We start from the raw sequence: 26,001 nt of genomic DNA on the forward strand, positions 1-26,001 counted from the left end.
AATATTACGCGATCGTACGAAGTTTTTCCGGCGCTACGATCGAGAAGATATTGCCGATGCGGCCGTCGGCCGTGATCTCCAGTACATGGCAGTTATACAACGCTCCGTCCTTATAAAAACAAATAGCCGGCTGATGGTTGATGGTGGTGAAACTATAGTCTGTATCGCGCAGGAACAAGGTGTACACCTGTTGGAGCTTCTGCGACGCTGCTGCTTTGCCTTGTACTACTGCCGCTATGACCTTTACGCTACGGCCGCCATCGGCCATCAGGCGGATGTCCTCCACCAGCAAACTCTCGAGGGTATCCAGATCTGCGTCTACGATCGATTGGATATATTTCTCCAACACGCCTTGTGCGGGCATATCCGCCCGGACAGAAGTCTGATCCAGCGCTTTACGGGCGCGGGCAAGCAGTTGCCGCGAGTTCTCGACCGTCGTGTCGAGCGCCTCCGCTATTTCGTCGTGACTGTAGCCGAAGGCTTCTTTTAAGATAAACACCGCCCGCTCTTTGGCATTGAGCTTTTCCATGAGCACCAGCAGTGAATAGCTTGCCGTCTGCTCCTTGATCAAATTCAGGTCGGGGCTTTCCGTAGCCATCGGCTCCGGCAGCCACATGCCATAACCTTTTTGTTTCTCGGCCCGGTTCTTAAAATTGATGGAGGCGTTAATGACCGTCTTGATGAGGTAGTTCACCTCGTGCCCGATATGACGCTTATCGAGCGTGATGTATTTTTCCATCGTACTCTGTACGAGGTCCTTAGCATCCTCATACGAGCCCACGATGTTGTAGGAATAGGTCAATAATTTGCGAAACGTCGCGTCCATGGCATTGCTTTGAGGGAAGACAAACATAGGGGCGGAAACGTGACAGCCCGGGGTATTGTTTCACGGCGCTTTTACCAATCCTGTTGTGTAGTATCTACGGGCACATATCGCCATTGTTTTAAAACCTTCATGGGAACCTCTGATACGGTCGGCCACATAAAGACGTGATAAGAATCTGTGGGGTCAACATTTGGATCGTTATCATAGACCGAATCCAACGCTTTGTAACAGATCAACACGCCGTAGTGACCGGATGGTAAATCGAAGGACCGCACATACTCTTCGGGAAAATCCCAGTCGCCGTAGATGCGCAGCTTGTCGTCGATTTCAATCATGCACCTGTTGACGTGGTCCCAGTCCTCCAATTTTATTGTCGGCTCTTCGTTCGTTATGTCGATAGAAAAGGGAACGGATATGTCTCCTTCCGTCCCGATAACGACCAGGTGCGGCCGCACGCAAAACTTCGCTTCCACTTCAACGTCATTCCATAATTTTCCTACTTGATGAAAATCCATGGACCGCGCGTTTCCCTGGAGGAAAATCTGCGAGTATATCGTTGTAAAGCGCGTCGTATCGTGTTGCGGCTGCAACGAGACGCTGTGCCGCACAGGATGATTGGGCTGAAATACCGGTTTCCAGGAGTTCAGTAAGGCGCCTGCGCCGACGAGCAGGACTATGATCCCGGCGGCTGTTATATAGATGTTGTTGTTTCTCACGAGGTCAAGCTACGTCCCCAAGCTACTAAAAAAGAGGCTTTCCGTAACCAGCGGAAAGCCTCCAAACCAAACTAACTCCCTATGAAAGAGTTAACTCCTTACTCGACATCCCACCACAGCGGTGTGTTGCCGGTATCAGGACCGCCCATCGTCGTGATGATACGATCTACTGCAAATTTGTTTGTCGTGTATTCGCTTTGTGCAAACGGCAGGCGTTTAATGAAGCCGGTAATTTTACCCCCGCTGTTATTAACGATGACAGGATAAAGTTTCGGATAGCCCGTACGTCTGAATTCGCTCCAAGCCTCCTGACCTTCCGGGAACATGGCAATCCATTTTTGTGTAATGATACGCTCAAGCTTGGCCTCTGCTGATGCACCGTCTTCCCATTTAATAGTAATAGTGCTCAGGTTCGGATCGCCAACCTTAATATCGTTCTGCTCTTCCGTGATAGCATCCGGATCTTTATACTCGGACGAGGTGCTCTCATCGTCAGCGAGGTACGAAGCCAACGCCGCTGCTACGCCGTACTGCTCGAACGAACGTCGAATACCTGTCTCATAATTCGTGCTGGCGGTCCCGGCTCCTGACCAACCTTTCAAAGCGGCCTCTGCTTTCAGGAACCAGGCTTCTGCCGCCACCATCAACTGAATCTTGTTGCCAAAGGTCACCAGCTTCGAGTAGTTCTCATACCGAGATTTTGCGTCGATATTGATACCCTGACGGATACCAACATACTGGCCTGCCACATCAGCATCGGTTGCCGGCAGCGCATAATAGGGCAAACGCGGGTCGTCGTAGCCGCTCATGATCGCGCCAAGCGGTGCACCCAGGCGAACGTCCCCCCAATCGTTGTTGATAACGTTCAGCGGATGCACAGCGGTCTCCGTGTCGACAAGGAAATTGTCATCATTGGTGTCCAATACTCCGCCACTGTTTGCCAAGGCTGCTTCGCCTTCAGTTTTGGCTTTATCAGGAGCTACTCCTGAAATGCGGATCGCCAGGCGCAAACGCAGCGTATTCGCAAACTTCAACCATTTAGCGTAGTTTCCGCCATACACCAGATCGGCTGATTTAAACGCTGCTGAGGGCTCCGTTCCAGAAAGATCCGTCAGAATTTCGATCGCCGTATTCAGGTCTTCGAAGAATGCGTTATAGGCGGCTTCCTGCGTATCGTAATCCACAGAGCCATCAGGATTAGGCTTCATATACTTGGTGTAGATAATCGGCCCGTAGATATCGCTTATCCGGTGCAACGCCTCTACTTTCAGAATCTTAGCCATGGCATGAGTGTCCCGTCTATCCACTTTGCCTCGGGTACTGTCTTCAGCAACCGTCAGTGGTTTCATGGCGTTGTCATAGCCAACGTTAAAGGCTGTCTCGTTCCAGCCGGCTACCAGTCCGTATGTCAGGTTGTTATTATTGCTTTGATACGGGTTAGGCGACATCATATAGCCAGCATACATGTCCGCATTCAGGTTCTGTTGTACCTGGTACTGCCACGACGGATTAAATACATAAATATTACGCTGTCCTGTCTTCAGGTTGTTCAGAATGAGGTCGTTCACATCCACGGTAGCATTTACTTCGCGGTCAGTAATGCCATTCGGGTTCGTATTGAGCTCCTCAAATTTATCGGTACAGCTGGTCAACGCGGCAGAGACCGCCAGTGTACCAACGATTTTATATAGAGAATTTTTCGTAATCATACTTTTCTGTTTTTTGATTCGCGTGTACGAGTGTTAGAATGTACATTTCAGGCCGAAACCGATGCTACGCGTAGAAGGAATACCAAACGCATCCACACCTTGCAGGCCATTACCCGAGCTCATCGACATTTCGGGGTCGAACGGGGCATCCTTTTGGAAGAAGAACAGGTTACGTCCGACCACCGACACGCGAATATCTTTTACAAACTTTGGTGTTACCGGTAGCCGATAGCTGAGGGAAAGTTCACGCAAGCGGAAGTTCGTTGCGCTGTACACATAGTATTCTGAAATACCCGAGCGACCACCAACCGTCTGGAAGAATGTTGCTGCATCGAGCGGTCCGTCATGGTCACCCACAACCTGCCCGTTGACATAGTCTACCGCAGGAATATCCACACCACCATTATTGCGTGCATCTGCGGTGGCCTGTGACACGCCGTGCTCATCCAGGAGCGCTTGTGTGAGGCTCATCACCTTACCACCTACTCTGCCGTCGATGAGTACGTTCAGCGTAAAGTTCTTGTAACCGACTGTGTTATTCCAGCCGATGGAATATTTCGGCATCGGATTACCCAAAAACTGGAAACCACCAGAGCCAGCGGGATCTACAACGGGTTTGCCCGTAGCCGGGTCAATAGCGATCTTGCCGTCAAACCGGAGGAACTTCTTACCGTAGATGTCACCAAAGCTACCACCTTCTGTCAGGAACAATCCATACGAATTATTGCCTGGCTCCGACAACGGATACATGCCATTACCCAGCGGAATACCGCTAACACTGTTCACGTTCTTGGTGTAGTTTAACGAAGTATTCCATTTCACATCACCGCCGCGCAATACTTCGTATCCAATGGCGAGCTCAATACCCTTGTTCTCAACACTTCCTACGTTCACGCCAAGCTTCGGTACACCAGCGCCACGTGTAGCCTGGATATTGAAAAACTGGTTCTTGTTCTCGATTTTATACAATGTCAGGTCGAACGTCAGGCGATCTTCCATGAACCGCACTTCCGTTCCTACTTCCACGGTATTCTGCTCTTCCGGCTCCAACTCTCCTGCCGGGCGAAATTCCGATTGAACCAACTTACCGGCATTGTAGGTAAGTGTTTCTGATGTAGCGTACGCGGGGAGGCCATTACCAATCTTGGCGTACGATCCACGAATCTTTGCAAAGCTGATGGCTTCAGGAAGCTTCGCCAGCTCGGTTAGAATGAAGTTCACGCCGCCGGAGTAATAGAAGAAACCCGAGCTTAGGTTAGACGTAAAAGCAAAGGAAGAAGACCAATCGTTACGGGCACTGAGGTCGACGTAGATCGCCTTATTATAGTCAAGCGACACGGAACCAAACAGGCCTTGCGTTTCCAGCTCGTGACCTTTGCGGTTAAGCGCGTTCATCCCGATGCCCGGGTTCACCGCACCAGTGGTAAACACGTTGGCGAAGGCGAGGTCTGCCCCCTTCGAATCGAGATTGTCTTGCACAAATTTTTCACGCCGGATAGAAGCACCCGCAGTGAAGGTCAATCCAATCTTTTCTGCCAGCGGACGATTGCCTGTCATGATAGCATCTGCATAACGTACCGTACTGTGGCCTTCCTGCAGCACATAGCGGCCGTTGGCATCTGCCAATGTAGCCTGTGTAGATGCGTGTGCTTTCTGCTCATATTCGTCAACAATGTCGCTGACGTTGCCACGCACCTGCAACTTCAGCCAATCAGTGAAGTCGTACGTTAGGCCCAAAGACACAAATACATTTTGACGAGTCTGATCATTTTGATCGCGATTCAAAATCCAGTAAGGATTTTGCTGGTAATCCAGACCGGGTTCTCCTTCGCTGATGTTCCACCAGTTTTGCAAATAAATCTGACGTGTAGGTGAGAAGTATTCAGATTGGTCTTTGTAATAATCGAAGTCCTGACCACGCGGGAACAGGTAGAGACCTGTAAGCGGGTTGAAGTACAGGCCACCCGTAACACGATTGTGATTCTTTTGATAGCCAAGAATCGCGTTACCGTCAATACTGAACTTATCGCTTACGTGTGCAGTCTGACGCAGATTGATCGTATGCTGATCGAACGTTGAGGTCGGCATAATGCCGTTGTTAGCGGTATTGGAATACGAAAGATACGTCTGCGATTTTTCGTTACCCGCTGTAACGGACACACTGTTGATCCACGTCGTACCCGTATTAAAAAACGACTTCACGTGATCTTTGCTGGCCCCTTTCGGCCCCCAGCTGTAGGCCGCTCCTTCGCCCGTTTGCAGGTATTCATACTGAAGGTCCGGACGGAATAGCGGGCTGTCAAATGTGATATTGGACGAGAAGTCCACTTTCGCGACACCATTCTTTCCTTTTTTGGTAGTGATCAGGATTACACCATTTTGACCAAGGCTACCATAGAGGGTAGATGCCGTGGCGCCTTTCAATACCGACATGCTTTCAATGTCTTCCGGGTTGATCATACTGAGAATGTCACCACCATCGCGCGTGCTCCAGATGTCACCTGTTTGATCCGCGTTTGTAGAAGAGATCGGCACACCGTCGATAACGAGAAGCGGTTGGTTATCGCGAGTCGACTTCTGACCGCGTAACAAAATACGGGCTGAGCCGCCAGGACCGGCCGAGCTCCGGTTAATTGTCAGGCCAGGAACCTTGCCGGCCAGCGAATTGACGAAGTTCACGTCTTTCGCCGTAGTCAGCTGACTACCTCCAACCTGCTGTGCAGAATAGGTCAGTGTTTTGGAATCTTTTTCAATACCGAGGGCGGTAACAACAACTTCTGACAACTGTGTGGCATCCTCTTGCAGCACTACGTTCACTGTTGTTTGGCTTTGCACAGAAACCTCCTGGGTCAGAAAACCGATAAACGAAACTACCAGAACACTGTTCGGAGATCCGGAGACATCGAGGGTGAAATTACCGCCTGTGTCCGTAGCGGTGCCGATACTGGTGCCCTTGATAAGTACGGAGGCGCCGGGAATCGGCGCACCATCCGTTGCCGAAGTGACCTTGCCGGTCACACTCTGAGCATACACCGGGACGCTGGCCAATAGCAACAACGCGACCAGTCCGAGTAGACTTTTCTTCATTTGGATTGGGTTTGGGTTGAAATATTATTCTATCTGAATCACCGCAAGCCGAATATTCTAGCGGTAAATCCACGATCGAAAGTAGATTATGAAAGAAATAAAAGCAAGAAAATTTTTAAAATGTGTACGCACACATTTACTTTGTGTGCGAGAACATTAAAACTCAGCGTTTTGGCAACGTTTTCTTATCAGTCACGAAAATTGTTTTTTTGAAGTATGGTCGAGAAAAACATCAGGATCAAGGACATCGCCCGCCTGGCGGGTGTATCGGTAGGAACCGTTGACCGTGTACTGCACAACCGCGGTCGTGTTTCGCCGGAAGCCCTTCAAAAAGTCACTGCCGTGATGGAGCAGATTGACTACAAGCCCAACCTGCTGGCACGCACGCTGGGCTCCAACAAAAACTATCGCATCGCCGCGATCCTGCCCGATCCCAACCAGGACCCCTACTGGGCACAGTCCAGCCTGGGCATCACCCAGGCCCAGCTGGAGTGGGCGCAATACGGCATCCAGGTAGAGTTGTTCCTGTTCGACCTGCTCGACCGCGACTCGTTCCAAAAGACCGCGCACCGCGTGCACCTCGCCAGGCCCGACGGCATCCTGATCGCCCCGACCTTCTACCACGAGGCGCTCCCGATCTTCGAGCTTTTCCGCGAAACCGATATTCCTTTCGTACTCTTCAACACCAACATTCCCGAGGCAAAGCCTCTCAGCTTCATTGGCCAGAACCTGCTCCAAAGCGGACGCGTCGGCGCCGAGCTGATGAACCTCGGCCAGCACGAAAAAGGCACGCTCGCCGTGCTGCACATCGACGAAGACATTCAGGACTCCGTCCACTTGCTGGAGAAGGAGCGCGGCTTCCGCGAATACTTTAAAGAAAAGAGCAAGATCGACTTCGACATTGTCGACTTTAACATGAACCCCAAAGACCCGTCATTCGAAGACCAGTTTAAAACACTGCTGGAAGACAAAAACCTGCGCGGCGTGTTTGTGAGCACTTCCAAAGGAACGGCCGTGGCGGCGTCCATCATCGAAAAGTATGGCCGCGAAGACATCCGCCTGGTGGGCTACGATATGCTGGAAGAGAACCTGCGCTATCTCAAATCGGGTGTTATCGACTTCCTCATCAACCAGAACCCGAAACGGCAGGCATCGCTGGGTATCAGCCACCTGGTCAACCACCTCATGTTTAAAAAGGGCACCCCCTCCACGGATCTCTTCCCGCTGGAAGTGATCACGCAGCAAAACGTCGAGTCCTACCTCGGCTCGGGCATACACTAGCCGCCCGGATACCGGTATTCCGGCCGATTATTCTATTTTTGCACCGCCATTGGCGATGCCCTGTATGAAATTTGACCTTCTTGCCACGGACCCCGGTTCGTCTGCCCGTGCCGGCTTGCTGCACACCGGTCACGGTGTGATTGAAACGCCCATTTTTATGCCCGTAGGCACGGCAGGCTCGGTCAAGGCCGTGCACCAGCGCGAGCTGGAGCAGGACATTCAGGCCCAGATCATTCTCGGCAACACCTACCACCTCTACCTGCGCCCCGGGCTGGGCGTATTGGAAAAGGCCGGCGGCCTGCACCGCTTCAACGGCTGGAGCAAACCCATCCTGACCGACAGCGGCGGCTACCAGGTATATTCGCTGGCCGCCAACCGCAAGATCACGCCCGAGGGCGCGACCTTCAAGTCGCACATCGACGGCTCCAAACACCACTTCACACCCGAAAACGTCATGGATATTCAGCGCTCGATCGGCGCCGACATCGTCATGGCCTTCGACGAGTGTACTCCCTACCCGTGCGACTATGCCTACGCCAAAAAATCACTGGACATCACCCACCAGTGGCTGAAGCGCTGCGTGGACCGCATGCAGTCGACGGAGCCGAAGTATGGCTATGGCCAGGCCCTGTTCCCGATCGTGCAGGGCAGCGTCTACAAAGACCTGCGCGAGCGCTCGGCCGAGTTCATTGCCGCGCAGAACCAACCCGGCAACGCCATCGGCGGCCTGTCGGTGGGCGAGCCGCATGAAGATATGTATGCCATGACCAGCCTGGTCTGCGCCATCCTGCCCGCCAGCAAGCCGCGGTACCTCATGGGCGTGGGCACGCCGGAAAATATCCTCGAGTGCATTGCGCTGGGAGTGGATATGTTCGACTGTGTCATGCCCACACGCAATGCACGCAATGGCATGCTTTTTACGGCCGATGGCATCATCAACATCAAGAATGAACGGTGGAAGGACGACCTCTCACCGATCGACGCGACGCTGGGCGGCTATGTCAGCAGCTTTTATTCAAAGGCCTACCTGCGCCACCTGATGATCAACAAAGAAATACTCGGCGCGCAAATTGCTACGATCCATAACCTCACCTTCTACCTGTGGCTGGTAAAAGAAGCCCGCAAAAAGATCCAGGAGGGCACCTTTGCCGCCTGGAAAAACGACATGGTGAAGCGGGTGCGCGAAAGACGCTAAGACTATGAAGCTACTGGACAAGTATATTCTGAAAAACTTCCTCAGCACGTTCTTCTTCGTGGTGCTGATCCTGCTGGCCATCATTACCGTGATCGACATGACCGATAAGATGGACAAGTTTGCCAAGGCCCAGCTGCAATCGGCGCAGATCGCCCAGTATTACCTGGACTTTGTACCGTGGATCGGCAGCCTGGTAGCGCCCATCACCATCTTCATCGCCACGGTATATATCTGCGCGCGCATGGCGGGGCACACCGAGATCATCGCCATGCTCAGCTCGGGCATGAGCTTCCGCCGCATCCTGGTGCCGTTCTTTATCGGCGCGGCCATCGTGGCGGCCCTCATGTTCATCCTCAACGGCTGGGTCATCCCCAACTCCAATAAGCGCCGTGTAGCCTTCGAAGTACAGTACCTGAAAAACAAATACTACTTCGACAAGCAGAACATACACATACAGGTGGCGACCAACACGTACCTGTACATGAAGAGCTATAACAACACCAACCAGACGGGCTATCAATTCAGCCTGGAAAAGTTCCAGGACAACAAGCTCATCGAAAAGCTCACCGCCAGCCGCATCGAATGGGACACGGCCAAGCTAAAATGGACGCTGCGCGACTGGCGCCTGAAGAAGGTAGAAAAGATCTTCCACACCGTCGGCGCAAAACCGGCCGGCGACACCACGCTGGTCACGACCGGCAACGAAATGGACACCACGCTGGTGATCCACCCGAAAGAGTTTGAAAGCGACTACCGCAAGTACGACGGCATGACGATGAACGAGCTTAGCGAGCACATCCACACGCTGCGTGCGCGCGGCTCCACCGGCATCGAGACGTACGAAGTAGAATTATATACCCGCTACACGGCTCCCTTTACGATCTTTATCCTGGTCTTTATGGGCGTGATCGTATCGTCGCGCAAAAGCCGCGGAGGCACGGGCGTGCAGATCGCGCTGGGCTTTGCGCTTTCTTTCGTCTTTATTTTATTCTTTACTCTTTTCAGAACGTATGCCGAAAACGGCTCGGAGTCGCTCACACCACAGATCTCCGTCTGGATTCCCAACATCATCTTCGGCGCAGTAGCGCTGTGGATGTATAAATACGTGCCTCGCTAAAATCATCATGGCTTCCCGCAACGACTACTACAAACTTCACTTTATTGTTTTTCTGTGGGGCTTCTCCGCCATACTTGGTAAGCTCGTCACCATCCCTGCCGTGGAAATGATCGTATGGCGCGCGCTCTTCGCCTTCCTGGGCATGGGTTTCGTCATCTTCACGACACGCAGCAGCTTTGTCGTCGGCACACGCGACTTAATCAGGCTGTTGCTGATCGGAGTCATCGTGGCCGTTCACTGGATCGCCTTCTTTGGCGCCGCCCGAGTCTCCAACGTATCGGTTAGCCTGATCGGCTTTGCCACCAACTCGCTCTGGGCCGCCATACTCGAACCATGGTTCAACCGCACACGCATCAAAAAGTTTGAGATTGCATTAGGCCTGGTGGTGATCTTCGGCCTGTATATCATTTTCTCATTCGACTTCCAATACAAGCTCGGCCTGCTCATGGGCATCGCCGCAGGCTTCACATCGGCCCTGTTCTCGATCTTCAACGCACGCGCCGTAAAACACCTGCACCCGTTCACCATCACGTTCTATGAAATGATCGGCGTCTTCCTGGCAGCACTTCTTTTCTTGCCGGTATACCAGCACTTCTGGGCAACAGACCACGTACTGCACCTCCTACCCAGCGGCGTCATGGACGTCATCTACATCGCACTCCTGGCCGGCGTCTGCTCCGTATATGCCTACACTGTCGCCGTAGAACTGATGAAACGCATCTCGGTTTTCGTCATCCAGCTCAGCCTCAACCTCGAGCCCGTCTACGGCATCGTCATGGCGACCATCATCTTCGGCTCCGCCGAAAAAATGGGCTGGAACTTTTACCTCGGCACCTGCATCATCATGCTGGCCGTCGGCGCGTACCCGGTTCTGAAGAAGCGCGTAGCCGCTGCCCGCGAACGCGCGGGAAAGGCAGCTTAGAGTAATGGAACAAAAACTCCGCCCCGTAAGGGCGTAACTCAATAGCCCAGGCTGTAGGCCTGGGTTTTATAGCGCACAAAGGTCCAGCCTTGTAAGGGCGTAACAATTCGAGCACGTCTCCCTGGCCCAAGCCCTCCGCCCTAAACCTATCTACGAATTTTTTCGTAAATAGTATTGTCTTTCTCCTTCCAGTACCGTAAGATTGTACTACGAAAACATTCGTATATGAGTGACAAGCCTCTGAAACCCACGGAAAAAGAACTCGAAATCCTTCAAATCCTGTGGGAAAACGATGTCGTGTCCGTCAAAGACGTGCACGAAAGCCTTGGCGGCGAAGCGACCAACGGCTACACCACCATTCTGAAGCTCATGCAGATCATGCACGAAAAGGGCCTTGTATCGCGGGAGCGCAGTGGCAAGCTTCATATGTACAAAGCCGTTTTGTCGCAGGAAAGCACCCGCCAGCAGATGGTGGACAAAATGATCGACACCGTCTTCCAGGGCTCTGCCGCACAGCTGGTGCTGAGCGCGCTCGGCAACAACCGCTCTTCGAAAGAGGAGCTGCTCGAGATCCGTAAGTACCTCGAAAAACTGGAAGGAGGTGCGTCATGAGTAGCCTGTTATCCACAGCCCTGGGCTGGACCCTCATTCATTCCCTCTGGCAGGCACTGCTGGTATACGGCACGGTGACGATCGTGCTGCGTATCATTCCGTCACGCCATTCATCGTTGCGGTATACCGTAACGTTGGGTAGCCTCGCCGTGGTGCTGGCGGCTGGTGTGGTAACATTCTGGTGGTATAGCCAGGCCCCGGCGCATCCTCTATATGCCGTGGCCGCAGACATGACCTATGCCCACGTCGCTCCCGATATCGCTGCGCCGGCCAGCATCTGGGAGCAGGCGCTCACGCACGTGGCAGCCCACATGAACCTGATCCTGGCGATCTGGTTTGCCGGTGCGCTGCTGTTCTCGCTGCGCATCGCCGGTGGGATATGGTATGTCACCACGCTGCGCCGCACGTCATCGCCGGTGGGCCCGGGTTGGCAACAACCGCTGGAGACGTTGGTGCAACGGCTCGACATCCACCGGGTAGTGACCCTGGCTACCTCCGTGCGTCTGCAGGCGCCGGTCGTGCTGGGGTATCTCAAGCCGGTCATTCTGGTACCGGCCGGCATGCTGGCAGGGCTTTCGACCGAGCAGGTGGAGACCATCCTGCTACACGAGCTCGCCCACATACGCCGGCACGACTACCTGGTTAACCTGGCACAAATGCTGGTCGAAGCGCTATACTTCTTTAACCCATGCATCTGGGCGCTCTCCGCGCAGGTGCGCACCGAACGTGAGCACTGCTGCGACGACGCCGTGGTGCACTACGGCGGCAACGCCCGGGCCTATGCCACGGCCCTGGTACAGTTGGAAGAAGTACGCTTGCGTCAGACCGGTGTGGCGTTGTCACTCGCCGAAAACAAACATCAACTTCTAACGCGTATCAAACGAATTATGGAAAGATCTGTCCAACAAAATCCCGGCCGCGAACGGCTGGTACCCGCGCTCCTGCTGGTCGTCGGACTCATATGTGCCTTCTGGATCACCTTCGGACAAAATACCGCCGAAGCGCAGCAGCAGAAAAAGGAGCAGGATACGAAACACGAAGCGACCGCCGGGCAAGAAGAGACCGCCGGGCAGTCACAATCGTTCTCTGTCACGGCCGACACGGTTTCGGTATACGACCGCAAAGGCAAACGCACGCATCACTATGAACGCCATACGACCATCACCGTAGGCGAAGACGGCCAGCCCCACGAGGTGACCACCGAGACCTACGACGGCGATGATGTTCCGCCCGGCATGCGCTATTTTTCGTATACCCACCCCGTGCCGGTAGCGCCCGTCGACATTGCCGTCTTCGGATCTGGAGTTCCACCCACGGCGTTCGAATTCGTTGAACCTATGGAGCTCGTGCCCCCGGTGTTCGATGTCGTTATACCGGACATTCCTTCCGTGGAGGCATTCATCCAGGAGTTCCCGCCCATCCCGGATATAATAATCGACTCCATACCGCCTATCCGCGACTATCGTACAGAAGCCGATATGCAGGCCATGCAGGAAGCCATCCTCGACAAGATGAAAGGGAAGTTCGGCGACTTCTACGGCGAACACCAGGTCGAGCTGGAAAAGCTTATGGCCGAGGTACAAGCGGAAATGGCCAACGCACAGGCCTCGCTGCGCGCGGCCGATGCCGAGCTACAGCGCGACATGCTCAAACGTACGCGCGAGTATGTATACCGCGATAAAGTCCGCCGGGATGCCGAGCACGGCAAACGCATGGCCGAGCTGCAACGCGACATGCAGAGTCACAGAGACGCCGTACGTAAGCACCAGGAAGCAGTAAGAATACAACAAGACATCGTGCGCGAAGAACATGCAAAAGTACAGGTCATGCACAAAGAGCTCGAACGTTACCATGCAGCACTGAGAGATCGCCTGGTCAAAGACGGGTATCTCAAAAACAAGGACGACATGTTCGAGCTACACGAGAGCGATACCGAAATGACCGTGAACGGCAAAAAGGTAAAAGAAAAAGACTTCACCGAATACCGCAAGCTGCGCAAGAAGTACGTAGAAGATAAATAACACACCACGGCCACTATAAAAAAAGCTCCGGCAGAGTACGTTTTCTGCCGGAGCTTTTTGGTTTTTATACTTCTCTTAATGATGCGTCAGGTCGATATTATAACCCACCTGTACCTGCACGCCCACGTTGTTTTCCTGTTTCGCTCCGTTGGCTTTGATCAACATGTGGTATAACATCCCTGCCTGCACGGATAAAGGCTTGGCTACCTGGTAGCCGACGCCGCCATAGAGCCGGTTCTGGTCCGGTTCATGAAAGGTCACACCTTCCCCCCAGCTTAAGAAGGCCTCGTCATACACACTCACAAACCAGGTTTTCGGATCGAGCGCCGCGTGATTCAACGGCACAACTGCTTGAAAGCGATACCGCAGGCGCTTTTGAAACATGTTATACCCGTTGTTGACGACATGGCCGTCGCCATTGTCCGTGTGGGTCTGCAGGAAGCGTTGCTCAAACCGCAGGCGGTGGCTTAGCTTCAAACGGCTTACGCTGTGCTTGTAGGTCACTTGCTCCCACACGCGATGCTCGTTGTTTTTAAATGCCGTAGGCTGCTCACCATACTTGTAATTCCAGGTATATACATACCCCACCGGTACGATAGAAAAATGTTTGTTCAGGGTAATCTCCGCGCCGGTACGAAACTGGTATTGCATCGGCTGAAAGAACTCCGCCTGCCGGAACTGCCCTTCCACGATCAGTGAGGTACGCGGGCTTACTTTCCAATTGGTCGTCACCGAAAACCATTCGATGGATTGGTTGACGATCTCGCGATCGGCCGGTTGTGCCAGGCTTACCAGCGAACTCAGGGTCAGTAGAACAATGCCGTAGCACCGTAAACGGAACGTTATCACCTCGCTAAACTTTTGTTATTTTTCACAAAGTAAGCGAGTATAAAATTACCCTAGTTTTAACATTTTAACATTGACTTAACATTACGGTAACATTGACTATCCCCTGAAATCGGACAGGAATCGAAGCTTTTCCTGGCTTTACAGGCTACTGAACCAGCACCGCCTGTCCGTTCCGAAGCTCTTCATAGGCCTCCGCCACCACCCGCTCGCCGGGTTTCAGCGCCCCAAACACCTCTACCAGCGAGTCGACCGCATGCCCTTTCTGCACCGGCAGCCACTCCGCAATGTTCTCCTTCAGGCGGATCACAAACACGCCCTCTGTCGATTGGAGCAGGGCCGTGCGGGGCACAAACAAGGTGGACTTATTGCGCGCCACCGGCAGCTTCACTTCCGCATACATGCCGGCCTTCAGCTCACCCCGGCGGTTATCCATATCAAACTCCGCCAGCATCGTACGGTTGCTTTCCTGCAGGCTGCCGGCGCTACGCGCAAACTGTGCCGTATACTCTTTACTCGGATCGGCCTGCACGGTAAAAGAAACCATGCCGGTCTTGGGAATGGCATTCGACAGATTCTCCGGCACCGCTACCGTCAGGCGCAGACGCGCATGGTCTTCCAGTACAAACAGCGGCTTGGTGTTCCCCTCCGGCCCGACCAACTCGCCGGGGCTGACATTGCGCTCGATGACAGTGCCATCAAAAGGCGCGGTGACGGTGAGGTAGCTTACGAGTTGTGATTGTGCCGCCAGCTGCGCACGTGCTGCCGCGAGATTGCTCGTGGCCGCCGTCGCGAGCGCACTGTCCGCGAGCATGCGGGCGTACGCCATGTCGAGTTCGTTGGCCGATACCGCGCCTTTCGTGCGACTGGTCGCTACAATACGTTGATATGTCAGGCCGCTGGCTTTCCGCTTCGCGCTCGCTTCGATCAGCGCGGCTTCGGCAGACGCCTCCTGCGCGCGGGCGTGATTGAGGGAGGCCACCAGTTCCGGTGCTTCCAGTACGGCCAGCGTCTGCCCCTTGCGGACGACCGTACCGCGGTCGGCTTGTACCGAACCGATATAGCCTTTTACACGTGGGAAAATGTGCGTTTTATTCCAGGGCTTCAGCTCGCCGGGCAATACCGTCTGCAGCGACGGCTGCAGACTCTGCACAGCCGCCGCGTGCACCACGGGAGTGCTACTGGCGGTGACGGCTTTTTTTTCTTCGTGGCCGCAGGCGGCCAGTAACGCCAGGCCCGCGGCCGGCAATAGGATATGGAGACGGAACAAGTTCATAGACAGATTATGATTTCGAAGTATAGAATTTACTGTTTTGGTCTTCCGGGTCGAGCGACACCGAATCAAACGAAGTACGGCGCTGCATGCGCGCAAACACCGCCGGCAGGATCAGCAGCGACGCCAGCGTCGAAGCGATCAGCCCGCCGATCACGGCCTGGCCGAGCGGCGCCACCTGGTCACCGCCTTCACCGAGGCCCGAGGCCATCGGCACCATGCCGGCGATCATCGCGATACTCGTCATGAGAATAGGGCGTATCCGGCTGCCGGCTGCGAGCAGGCCCGCCTGGCGCGCGTCTTTTACTTCCAGCCGCAGGTTCTCGGCGTTGGTGATCATCAGGATCGCGTTCGCCACCGACACTCCCACCGACATGATCATGCCCATATACGATTGCAGGTTGAGCGTCGCGCCAAACAGCAGCAGCATGAGCAGCGAGCCCGCCAATACCGCCGGCACCGACGAAAGTATCGCCAGGGAAAGTTTGAATGACTGGAAGTTCGCCGCCAGCAGCAGGAAGATGATCACGATCGCGACCACGAGCCCACCCTGTAAGCTGGTGAGCGTCTCGGCCAGCAGCTTCACCTGCCCTTTAAACTCGATGGCCATGCCCCGCGGCGCTTCTCCCGCGCGTGCCACCGCTTCCTCCACCGCCCGGCTGGCGCTGCCGAGGTCTTTCTGATGCAGGTTAGCCGTGATCGTCACCAGACGGTTCGGACCGGAGCGATCGTATTGCCCGGGACCACTTTCTTCCGAGAACGTGGCAACGTCGGTCAGCGTGGGGTGCAGGTTGCCGCTCTGCAGCGGTATATTAGCAATATCCTCTACGGTTGTCATTTTATACTCGGGCACCTGTACCTGCACCTGGTACGCCAGGCCTTTGTCATTGTCGAGCCAGAGGTTCTTATCGGTAAAACGGCTGGACGACGTGGCCGCCACAAGCGACCGCGCCACCTGCGTAGGTGTGACACCCAGCTGCCCGGCACGCTCGCGGTCCATGTCGATGCGCAGGATGGGGTAGTCCATCGGTTGTGCGATCTGCACATCGCGCAGGAACGGGATCTCTTGCATATTCGTCATCACCTTGCGGGCGAACTTCTCTGCCTCGCGAATGTCTTTTGCCGCAATGTTCACCTCGATGGGCGTAGCGGCCCCCTGGCTCATGATCTTATCCACCAGCTCGATCGGCTCGAATGAGAGTCGCAATCCCGGCACAGCCTTCGTGATGCCCGCGCGCAGGCGCTCTTTTAAGGCGTCGATACGCACGGGGTAGTCTTCGTGCAGCGACACCTGCAGCACCGCTTCGTGCGAACCGCTGTTAAACACAAAGATCTGCGAGGTGCCATAGCTGGAGGGCACATTCCCTACATACGCCGAGGAGATGGCAACGTGCTCCGCTCCTACTTCTTTCCGAATGACGTCCAGCACTTTCAGCGTGATCTCTTCTGTACGCTCTACACGCGTACCGTCGGTTGCCCGAAGCCGCAGCTGGAACTGATGGCTGTTTGCCTTCGGTAAAATATCGGTACCGATCGCCCAGAACGCTATACCGATCACCAGCACCGCCCCCAACAGGTATACCGTGGTCCACAACGCACCGCGGTCCATGATCTTCTCCAGCCAACCGGTATAGCGGATCTTAAAGCGGTCGAATGCAGTCTCACGGTGCGGATGCCGCGCTTCTTCTACAACGTCTTCCGTCTCGCGGTGATCGAGTGCCAGCGCCGGCACCTCGGGATAGTGCTTGTGATCTTTTAACAACCAGTTCGACAGCACCGGCACAAAGGTCTGTGACAACAAGAACGAAGCCGTCATCGCAAACCCCACCGCCAACGACAAGGGCAGGAACATCGACTTCGGCACACCGCTCATCACAAACGCCGGCGCAAACACCGCGAGGATCGAAAGCAGGATGAGCAGCTCGGGGAAAGCGATCTCTTTACACGCATCCCAGATCGCCTGTGCCTTGGGCTTATTCATTTCCAAATGCTGGTGTATATTCTCGATCGTTACGGTAGCCTGGTCGACAAGGATCCCTACCGCCAGCGCCAGCCCGCTCAACGTCATGATATTAATGGTCTGCCCGAACAGGTTCAATAAAATTACCGCACTGAGTACCGACACCGGTATGGTCACCACCACGATGATTACACTGCGCCAGTCGCGCAGGAACAACAACACCATCAACCCCGTCAGCAATGCACCCAACGCACCCTCCGTCACCAGGCTTTTCAGCGCATTGGTGACATACGTCGACTGGTCGAACTCGTACGAGATCGAGACATCTTCCGGCACGGCGTTCTGCAACGTCGGCAGGGCTGCACGAATGCTATTGACCACATCCAGCGTAGAAGCATCCGACTTCTTGACCACCGGTATATATACCGCGCGGCGCCCCTGCACCAGCGCATAACCCACCGTAATGTCGGCCGCATCTTCTACCGTGCCGATGTCACGCACAAATACCGTTGGCCCGGCGCCTACCCGCAGGGGTATATCCAGGAAGTCCGCCGGCTTTGCAACCAGCGAGTTGACCGGCGTCATCAGCGTACGGTTGCCGATGCGAATGTTCCCCGCGGGGGAAGGCTGGTTGTTGACCCCAATGGCACGAATGACTTCCTCCGGCGTGAGCTTGTAGCTTCGCAGGCGTTGCGGGTCCACCTTGATGACGATCGTACGTTGATTCCCGCCGAGCGGCGGCGGACTGGACACACCCTCGATCTTCGAGAACATGGGCCGTATGCGCGACGAGGCATAATCCTGTATTTCGTTCAGCGGCCGCACCGCGCTGGAAAACACCAGCTGCCCTACCGGCACCGAGCTGGCGTCAAAGCGAATGACCTGCGGGGGCACCGTGCCCTCGGGCATATAAGCCTTTGCGCGTGAAATGTTGTTGGCCACCTCGGCTGCCGCCTGCGCCATGTCCGTGCCCGGATAGAATTGCAGCTTGATCAGCGACATCCCCTGGATAGTCTTCACTTCCACGTCGCGAATACCCGACACATACAGGAAGTGGTCCTGGTAACGCGTGGTGATGAAGCCGTCCATCTGGTCGGGCGCCATGCCACCGTAGGGCTGTACGACGTAGATCGTCGGCAGGTCGAGGTCGGGAAAGATGTCTACCGGAATGCTGCGCATAGCCAGCACGGAAAAAAACAAGATGGCCAGGATCCCCACCATCACAGAGATCGGCTGCCGCAGCGCGGCGCGAATGAGTTGATACATACTGTAAAGCCTTTTATGGATTGATAGCGTTTAGAAATACCGGCAGGTTGCCTTGAGCCGCCGCCACCATGAGCAGCGACCGCCACGCGTTGCTGTAGGCAATGGCCACGTCGGCCTCGGCCCGGTTCAGCACCACCATGCTTTGCAGCAAGGTGGGCAGGTCCGTCAGGCCGCTGGCATACCGGGCGCTGGCCTGTTGATACGCCTGGCGCGCGGCCTCGAGCTGTACAGGCGCCGTACGCGCTTGCGCGCGCGCCACCGCATATTGCATTTCGGCCTCCTTTGCCTGACGCTGTACCCGCAGCGAGTGCTCGTTATATACTTCGTGGTCGCGTTCGGCGCGATAACGCTCGCTTTTGGCGCGATGGCGTACCTGGGCGTAGTCGCTCAGCGTCCAGCGCGTCGAGATCCCCACCAGGTAATTATACACCTGGTAGCGCGTGCCGCTGGAAAAATCGGTACGGTACAGCTCGTCGGTGTTCGATACGCCCGAGCCCCGCGCCCATGCAGCGCCGACCAGCGAGATCGACGGCAGGAAAGAACGCGCAATAGCTTTGCTGCGTGCCTGTGTCGTCTCCCAACGCAGGGCCTGCAGACGCAAGGACGGATGTTGCTGCCACGTACCGGCGGCCGTGTCGGCGGGGTGTGGCAAGGCTGTATAAAACCGCATGCTGTCGATGCCGATGGAATCACCTACGATACCGGTAAGCTCCAACAGCCGCAGCTGCCGCGCCTGCTCGTTGCGACGGCTTTCCAACAACAACAAATTCGCCTTGCTGTATTCGGCCTCGGCCAGTGCGCTGTCGACACCCGGCCGCAAACCCGCTTGTACGCCGGCCGACACTACCTGGCGAAAATTATCCGCGCGATCGCGGTTGGCCCGCTGAATATCCTCCAGCTTCTCTCCGATCAACAACAGCAGGTACGCATCGGCTACCTGCACGCGGTGCTGGAACAGCTCGTTCTCATACGCAGCCTGGCTCGCGGCCAGTGCCGTACGCGCCGAGCCCACGGCGGCAGACACTTTTCCAAAGTTGACAATGTTCCACTCCAGCAGCGCCGAGGTAAAGCTGCCAAACGTACCGTCATAAATGTTTTCTGCCCGGATGCCACCCGAGGGTGAAATAACGGTACCACCATTGGGGTAAAAGGAGCCGGCCACGCTGTTGTTGGTCGAGTATGTGTATTGGTGCTGCACCGACAACCGCGGTATGTAGTCGCTCGTACTGGTCTTCACATCCTGCCCGGCACTGCGCACGTCCGCCAGGCGGGCCTTTAAGGATGGGTAATTCTGAACGGCTTGCTCCAGCACGGCCGGCAGGTTCTGCTGCCCGTGCGCCGCGTATGTACCGGCCAGGAAGACCAGCATGAGTATGAGCCTGGAAGCTCGACAATCGATCCGCTTGTGTTTCATGGCCACAATAGTACGGGGGCGATTCTGGAAACATTTGGGAATCGGAAGTTTCCAAATTCCCATATTTTTCCAGAATTGACGCCGTATATTCGATCACGTTTTCCACTATAGCCTTTGAAAATACTCATCATCGAAGACGAGCGCGACCTGGCCGAAAGCATTGCGGCCCACCTGACAAAAGATGGCTTTGTCACCGAAACCGTATTCGATTTTGAATCCGCCGAAGAAAAGATCAACCTCTACACCTACGACTGCGTGATTGTCGACATCAACCTGCCCGACGGTGTAGGCTTTGACCTGGTAGAGATCCTGAAAAAAATAAAGGCCTCGTCGGGCATTATTATCATCTCCGCGCGCAACGCCCTGGAAGATAAGATCCGCAGCCTCGAAATCGGTTCCGATGATTACCTCACCAAACCCTTCCACCTGTCGGAGCTGACCGCCCGGGTGAAATCCATCTTACGCCGGCGTCACTTCGGGGGCAGCAACGAGATACGCTTCCACGAGATCCTGGTGAACTACACCTCCCGCACGGTCCTTGTCAACCAAACGGAAGTGCCGCTCTCCAAAAAAGAATACGACCTGCTGTTATACTTCATGTCCAACATAGACGTGGCCCTCACCAAGCCTGCCATGGCCGAGCACCTGTGGGGCGACAACATCGACCTGGCCGACTCGTTCGACATGCTGTATTCGCACATCAAGAACCTGCGCAAGAAGCTTACCGACAAAGGGTGTAAGGACTATATACAATCCATTTACGGCATCGGGTATAAATTCAGCGACAATTGAAACTCTTCGACAGCACCAACCTGTATTACATACTATTTTCCACCCTCACGTATATATTCGTCGGGGTGGCGTTTTATCTTGTTGTCGAGCACGTCATTTACCAGGAGGTGGAAGAGCGCCTGACGGTCGAACGCCGGGACTTCGAAAAATTCATAGAGACCCACGGCATGTGGGACGAAAGCTGCTACTTTGTCGAAAACAAAATCGAGCTCGACACCGCGGGAAACCTTCCGGCGAACTATGCCATCTTTAAAGATACCCTGCTCTACAACCGCTACGACAATGAGTATGTGCCCTTCCGCGAGCACAGCTTCATCAGCACCATCGGCCCGACGCAATATAAAGTCAGCATCCGCAAATCGCTGATCGAATCAAACAAACTGCTGAAGTCCATTACGGGTACGATGCTCATCGTGCTCAGCATCGGCCTGCTCCTGCTCTTCCTGTTCCAGCGGCGCATCGCCCGCACCATCTGGGAACCGTTCTATGCCACGCTGGCATCGGCAAAAGCCTTCGATCTGAACGAAGGGCGAGGCATGGCGCTGCGCGAAGAAAAGATCTTCGAGTTCAACGAGCTCAACTCCGTCCTGACTAAAATGACCGACAAGATCGCCCGCGACTATACAAGCCTGAAGGAATTTACAGAAAACGCCGCGCATGAGATCCAGACACCACTGGCGTTGATCAACAGCCGCGTCGAAGAGCTTATCCAGCAAAGCAACTTCTCCGACGAGCAGATGCGGTGGATCCAGAACATACACGAATCGTCCATACGCCTGTCACGGCTTCACCAGGCGCTGCTGCTGCTCTCGAAGATCGACAACGGCCAATTCTTCGAGCACACGGCCATCGACTTCCACGCACGCATAACAACCAAGCTCCAGGAACTGGAAGAATTCATCGCCCACAAATCCCTGACCGTGACGGTCACGCCTGGCGCATCATTCGAAGTAGAGATGAACCCCACCCTTGCCGACGTGCTCATCACCAACCTGCTCACCAACGCCATCCGTCACAATGTACCCGACGGCCGCATCGACATCACCCTCACGGCCACGACCCTGACCGTTGCCAACACCGGCGCGCCCCTTACCATAGACCCCGACCGCCTCTTCGAGCGCTTTAAAAAACAACGCCAAAGCTCCGCCTCCCTGGGTCTGGGCCTGGCCATCGTCAAAAAGATCTGCGACAATTACCCGTTGGATATCCACTATCAATATCATAATTCGTCTCACACCCTGGTACTCCGAAAAACAGCGCGCGCGTGAGCGAACACAACGCACATCGTTGACAGCGCAAGTCCGATTTGTCACGAGACTTTGGGTACGCAACCCTACTTGAGGCAGCAAAAAAAACCACCCGGCCCGGGTGGTTTTATATTCATATATCCAGTTCAACAAGCCGAAGCCTAGACCTTCTCCACTCCCAACCCCGGCTTCTCCGAACAATACATATAGCCGTCCTTTAAAATAAACCCACCCTTCACCACGTCGCGCGCCAGGTCGAGGCTTCCATCGAGGTCAATATACTTTGTATTCGGGCAGGCATACGCAGCATGCAACGCTGCCGTGATGCTCACAATACTTTCATCATTACATCCCCAGAACAGGTCGACACCTTCGTGCAGGGCGATGTCCGCGATCTTCAACGCCTGGCTCACACCGCCGCACTTCATCAGCTTGATATTAAAGATCGCCGCCGCCTTTGGGGGCTTGATAAGCTCCAACGCATCGGCCGGTGTGATCAGCGACTCATCCGCCGCGATCACATTCCGTACTTCCTTCGGCAGCCCCTTCATCTCGTTGATATCGTGCGCCGGCAATGGCTGCTCGATCAGCTCGATATTCAGATCATATGCCCGTCCATAAAACTCGATCGTCTGCGCCACGGTATAGCCCTGATTCGCATCAATCCGGATCACGATGCCTGGCCCAAACTTCTCGCGCAGCTTCATTACACGCTCCACATCTTCGTCCAGGTCCTTGCCCAACTTCACCTTCAACACTTTAAAGCCACGCTGGATATAGTCTTCTGCTTCCTTGAGCGTCTCCTCCACATTCTTGATGCCGATGGTGTTCGATGTCGGCAGCTTCTTGATCTTTTGCCCCAGGAACTTCACCAGCGGAATATCGAGGTGTTTTGTAAACGTATCGTACAGCGCGATGTCGAGTGCCGCCCGCGCGGACGGGTTGTCCGGGAACTTCTTCCAAATCTCGAAGGTCAACTGGTTGATCTCACGGATGTCGCGACCGATCAAAAACTCCAGGTTCTTTTCTTCCAACGCCTCCAGGCACTGGTCGAGGGTCTCGCCCACCACGTACTCGCTGGGGTTGCCCGCGCCGATGCCCGTCGTGCCGTTGTCGAGCGTGATCTCCACAAAGGCGTTCCGTACTTCGTCAACAGTTTTAAACGCGATGGTGTAAGGCTTTGTGTTGCCCAGGTCGACGCTCCATACGCGGATGTCTTTTATTTTGGTCATGTATGTTAATATAGGATAGTTAGGCTCTGTTAAATCACGGCGCTATACCTGCGCCACGCTGTTCTTGATCATCGTTTCAAATATAGGCACCAGGCTGTCGACACCGTCCTCCAACGGCAGCGCCACCGGTATATTCAGCTTACGGGTATACTGCTCGGCATACACGCGGGCTTCGGGCTCGGTCATCTTGGCCGTGTTGATCGTCAGCGCTACGGTCGGGGCACCGTACATTTTCAGAAGCGCGACCTCGTCGGCCGGGTCGGCAATATACGCCGGATAATACTCCATGTCCTTGTACTGCTTCCGGGCCGGGTTGTGTTGTAATACCACGCCGTTCGCCGCCGCCGACACGATCCACTCCGCGCCGGCCGGACCACTCGGGTTCCGCAGCGACGACTGCCCCTCGATAAAAATAATATCCGGTCTTTCTTCGTGGTAGCAAGTCACCACGGCATGCTCCATTTCACCCGAAATAAAATCGTTCAGCGTCGAGTCGAATACAAAGCCATGCTTCGCCCCTTGCATCCAACCGGTTTGCCCGGTATAGATCATCTCGGCCTTATAGCCGGCCTTGCGCATAGCCTCTACCAGGAACCGGGTGGTGGTGCGTTTGCCCAGCGCACAGTCCGTGCCCAGCACCGCGATCTTAGGGCATTTCACCTCCACGATCTTGCCGGTCCAGAAATGCAGGTCCTTAAACTTCTTGGGTTTGCGTACGTCGATGATCTCCAGCCCCTTGTCCTGCGCCAGCGCGGCCAGTTCAGGAATGTCGGAAACATACTCATGCAGCCCGTTCACCACGCCGTAACCATTCTCCAGCGCCTCACGCAACAACGCACGCAGCGTGTCGGGAATCACCCCACCTTTGGTGGCGACGCCCACAATGCAGTAGGTGGCCGCCACCGGCGACGTTTTCTTGAAGTCGGCCAACGTGGCATATACCGGTATGTTCCGCTTGCGACCGTCGAGCACCTCGCCGGCATCCGTACCCGGATGCTTTTGATCGATGACCCCTACGATATTAAAGCGGTCGGTGCCCCGGATCAATCCGTGCGCGGTTTTGGCGCTACCGGTATCCAGGAACCCCCCGGTCAGTACAATCGCATTATTTTTAACCATAAATGTGCTTTCTGAAGGGTGGGAAGTTCGTTCAATAATGCGATTTTTCAAAAGGACGGTTGTGCTTGTCATCCTCCGGATAGGTGAACCGAAAGGCTGAAAGATCGGGCTTCGCCCCCGGGCGCTCCCGCTCCTCGTGCTCATAGCGATACAGCACTTCCCCCAACCTTTTCAGAAAGGGGAAACCTAACGTCTCGTAGTCGTACTCGCCATCGTTGTAAATACCGTCGGTGTTCGTATTGATAACGGCACTCAGCATAAACTCCACGCCCGTGTCAAAGTTAACGATGTAAGCATTGTCGACCAGATAACCGTAGGCGTCGCCTTCCTTGTTGAAGATGCGGATCCCCGGCGGTATCGGTTCGCGCCCACGGCCAAACAGCAGCAGCTTACCGTATGCGTCGTAGTACGCCGTATCCGTTGCATAGGGAGGGTACCGCGTCTCTGCCGGCAGCTGCGACATATAGCGCAGCACCAAGGCGCGCTCCCGCTCGCCCACGCTGAAACGCTGCGCGGGTGGTACCGTTTCCGGGAAAAGGATCGCCCGCAGCATGACATGTTGCTCCGTCAGGGGAAAGAAATTCTTGTACGTGAACTCGAAGGGCTTCTGAATGAGCGAGTCGTTGCGCATAAAGCCCTTCCCGCGGAACACCCGCGGGGAGACTTCGATCAAGGGCTCATTCACCAGCATAGGCTGTCGATACAGCACGCGCCCATGCTGTTCAAACCGGACTGCTTCGGTGTGAGCATTCTCGTCCCGGCTCAACGGCCGCTCCAACCGATGCAAAATGCGCACCTGCTCATAGCCCAGTTGACGCAGGCGTTCGTTGATGGCCTTTTGTCCCACGAACTCGTACAACCGGTTATAAGCGTCGTTGTCGCTTACGACCAGGATCTTTTTCATGTAATGTTCCACCGACGGTAGTCCATTACGTGCCGTACTATCGCGCATCGCCGACTGCTGCCCGGCGTAGATACTATCGTGAAACATGGGGGTAAACAGGTCGAGGCTGTCGACGTTCAGGGCGCGCAGTTTCTCCAGCACCAGCATAACTGTCGGCAGTTTGACGGTAGATGCCGGATAGAAATAATGCGTGGAGTCGACATGGTAATAAAACGTGCGGAAGGTGGGGCGGTTCGCCGTGTCGCGGTCGATCATGGTATAAATGATCTGGATCTCCAGCGAGTCGGCATGCGCGAGCACGGCCGCCAGCGCGGGGTCGCGGGTCAGGAGCTTTTCCAGCAGGCCGGCGTCTTCCCGCATACGCTGGCGGCAAGCCGAAAAAACAACCAGCAGGGCAAGCACCGTAAACAGTTTTTTCATAGAAACGGGGGACTAGCCCCCTAAAATACCGTTTGCAGGCAA

General features: G+C 55.0%; 19 protein-coding genes. 8 read left to right on the top strand and 11 right to left on the bottom strand.

Annotated elements, in window-relative coordinates:
• Positions 1-4: 4 nt before the first annotated feature.
• The 4 genes from KK078_RS13170 to KK078_RS13185 form a co-directional block, all read right to left on the bottom strand.
• Positions 5-826 (bottom strand): sigma-70 family RNA polymerase sigma factor, encoded by an 822-nt coding sequence (locus tag KK078_RS13170; RefSeq protein WP_254090746.1) that lies wholly within the window; start codon positions 824-826, stop codon positions 5-7.
• A gap of 71 nt (positions 827-897) precedes the next feature.
• Positions 898-1,542, bottom strand: coding sequence for a hypothetical protein (locus tag KK078_RS13175; RefSeq protein ID WP_254090747.1), 645 nt, complete (start codon positions 1,540-1,542; stop codon positions 898-900).
• 98 nt (positions 1,543-1,640) lie between these two features.
• Positions 1,641-3,251: a SusD/RagB family nutrient-binding outer membrane lipoprotein gene (locus KK078_RS13180; RefSeq protein ID WP_254090748.1), complete on the bottom strand. Its 1,611-nt coding sequence runs from the start codon at positions 3,249-3,251 to the stop codon at positions 1,641-1,643.
• Positions 3,252-3,284: 33 nt separating this feature from the next.
• Positions 3,285-6,338: a SusC/RagA family TonB-linked outer membrane protein gene (locus KK078_RS13185; protein WP_254090749.1), complete on the bottom strand. Its 3,054-nt coding sequence runs from the start codon at positions 6,336-6,338 to the stop codon at positions 3,285-3,287.
• Between the two features lie 216 nt (positions 6,339-6,554).
• Between KK078_RS13185 and KK078_RS13190 the strand changes: the two genes are divergently transcribed.
• The 6 genes from KK078_RS13190 to KK078_RS13215 all read left to right on the top strand — a co-directional run bounded on the left by KK078_RS13190 (position 6,555) and on the right by KK078_RS13215 (position 13,486).
• Complete coding sequence (locus KK078_RS13190; protein ID WP_254090750.1) at positions 6,555-7,619, top strand: LacI family DNA-binding transcriptional regulator; 1,065 nt, start codon at positions 6,555-6,557, stop codon at positions 7,617-7,619.
• 64 nt (positions 7,620-7,683) lie between these two features.
• Entirely contained in the window at positions 7,684-8,814 is a 1,131-nt protein-coding gene (gene tgt, locus KK078_RS13195) for a tRNA guanosine(34) transglycosylase Tgt (RefSeq protein WP_254090751.1), read from the top strand.
• Between the two features lie 4 nt (positions 8,815-8,818).
• On the top strand, positions 8,819-9,931 hold the full coding sequence (locus tag KK078_RS13200) for an LptF/LptG family permease (protein WP_254090752.1): 1,113 nt from the start codon (positions 8,819-8,821) through the stop codon (positions 9,929-9,931).
• Between the two features lie 7 nt (positions 9,932-9,938).
• Positions 9,939-10,853 (top strand): DMT family transporter, encoded by a 915-nt coding sequence (locus tag KK078_RS13205; protein ID WP_254090753.1) that lies wholly within the window; start codon positions 9,939-9,941, stop codon positions 10,851-10,853.
• Positions 10,854-11,078: 225 nt separating this feature from the next.
• Positions 11,079-11,465, top strand: a complete 387-nt coding sequence (locus KK078_RS13210) for a BlaI/MecI/CopY family transcriptional regulator (protein ID WP_254090754.1) — start codon at positions 11,079-11,081, stop codon at positions 11,463-11,465.
• On the top strand, positions 11,462-13,486 hold the full coding sequence (locus tag KK078_RS13215; protein WP_254090755.1) for a M56 family metallopeptidase: 2,025 nt from the start codon (positions 11,462-11,464) through the stop codon (positions 13,484-13,486). Before KK078_RS13210 ends, KK078_RS13215 begins: the two co-directional genes overlap by 4 nt.
• Before the next feature lie 75 nt (positions 13,487-13,561).
• Here the strand turns inward: KK078_RS13215 and KK078_RS13220 are convergent, their stop codons facing one another.
• The 4 genes from KK078_RS13220 to KK078_RS13235 form a co-directional block, all read right to left on the bottom strand.
• Complete coding sequence (locus tag KK078_RS13220) at positions 13,562-14,335, bottom strand: DUF2490 domain-containing protein (RefSeq protein ID WP_254090756.1); 774 nt, start codon at positions 14,333-14,335, stop codon at positions 13,562-13,564.
• Between the two features lie 145 nt (positions 14,336-14,480).
• Positions 14,481-15,608: an efflux RND transporter periplasmic adaptor subunit gene (locus KK078_RS13225; protein WP_254090757.1), complete on the bottom strand. Its 1,128-nt coding sequence runs from the start codon at positions 15,606-15,608 to the stop codon at positions 14,481-14,483.
• A gap of 7 nt (positions 15,609-15,615) precedes the next feature.
• On the bottom strand, positions 15,616-18,831 hold the full coding sequence (locus KK078_RS13230) for an efflux RND transporter permease subunit (protein WP_254090758.1): 3,216 nt from the start codon (positions 18,829-18,831) through the stop codon (positions 15,616-15,618).
• 13 nt (positions 18,832-18,844) lie between these two features.
• Positions 18,845-20,245, bottom strand: coding sequence for a TolC family protein (locus tag KK078_RS13235; protein ID WP_254090759.1), 1,401 nt, complete (start codon positions 20,243-20,245; stop codon positions 18,845-18,847).
• A gap of 114 nt (positions 20,246-20,359) precedes the next feature.
• Between KK078_RS13235 and KK078_RS13240 the strand changes: the two genes are divergently transcribed.
• The gene (locus tag KK078_RS13240) at positions 20,360-21,037 is read left to right on the top strand and encodes a response regulator transcription factor (protein ID WP_254090760.1); all 678 of its coding nucleotides are present in this window, start codon (positions 20,360-20,362) and stop codon (positions 21,035-21,037) included.
• A complete protein-coding gene (locus KK078_RS13245; protein ID WP_254090761.1) occupies positions 21,034-22,305 on the top strand; it encodes a sensor histidine kinase in 1,272 nt (423 codons plus the stop codon). Before KK078_RS13240 ends, KK078_RS13245 begins: the two co-directional genes overlap by 4 nt.
• Positions 22,306-22,445: 140 nt before the next feature.
• On the opposite strand, the gene KK078_RS13250 is transcribed toward KK078_RS13245, so the two are convergent.
• Genes KK078_RS13250 through KK078_RS13260 form a run of 3 tightly spaced genes read right to left on the bottom strand, consistent with a single transcriptional unit; the run spans position 22,446 to position 25,959 of the window.
• Entirely contained in the window at positions 22,446-23,516 is a 1,071-nt protein-coding gene (locus tag KK078_RS13250) for a mandelate racemase/muconate lactonizing enzyme family protein (RefSeq protein ID WP_254090762.1), read from the bottom strand.
• Positions 23,517-23,558: 42 nt separating this feature from the next.
• Positions 23,559-24,635, bottom strand: a complete 1,077-nt coding sequence (locus KK078_RS13255; RefSeq protein WP_254090763.1) for a DUF1611 domain-containing protein — start codon at positions 24,633-24,635, stop codon at positions 23,559-23,561.
• Positions 24,636-24,666: 31 nt separating this feature from the next.
• On the bottom strand, positions 24,667-25,959 hold the full coding sequence (locus tag KK078_RS13260) for a serine hydrolase (RefSeq protein ID WP_254090764.1): 1,293 nt from the start codon (positions 25,957-25,959) through the stop codon (positions 24,667-24,669).
• Between the last annotated feature and the right edge of the window lie 42 nt (positions 25,960-26,001).

Origin of the sequence: Dawidia soli (assembly GCF_018598185.1) — a bacterium.
GTDB lineage: Bacteria > Bacteroidota > Bacteroidia > Cytophagales > Cyclobacteriaceae > Ohtaekwangia > Ohtaekwangia soli.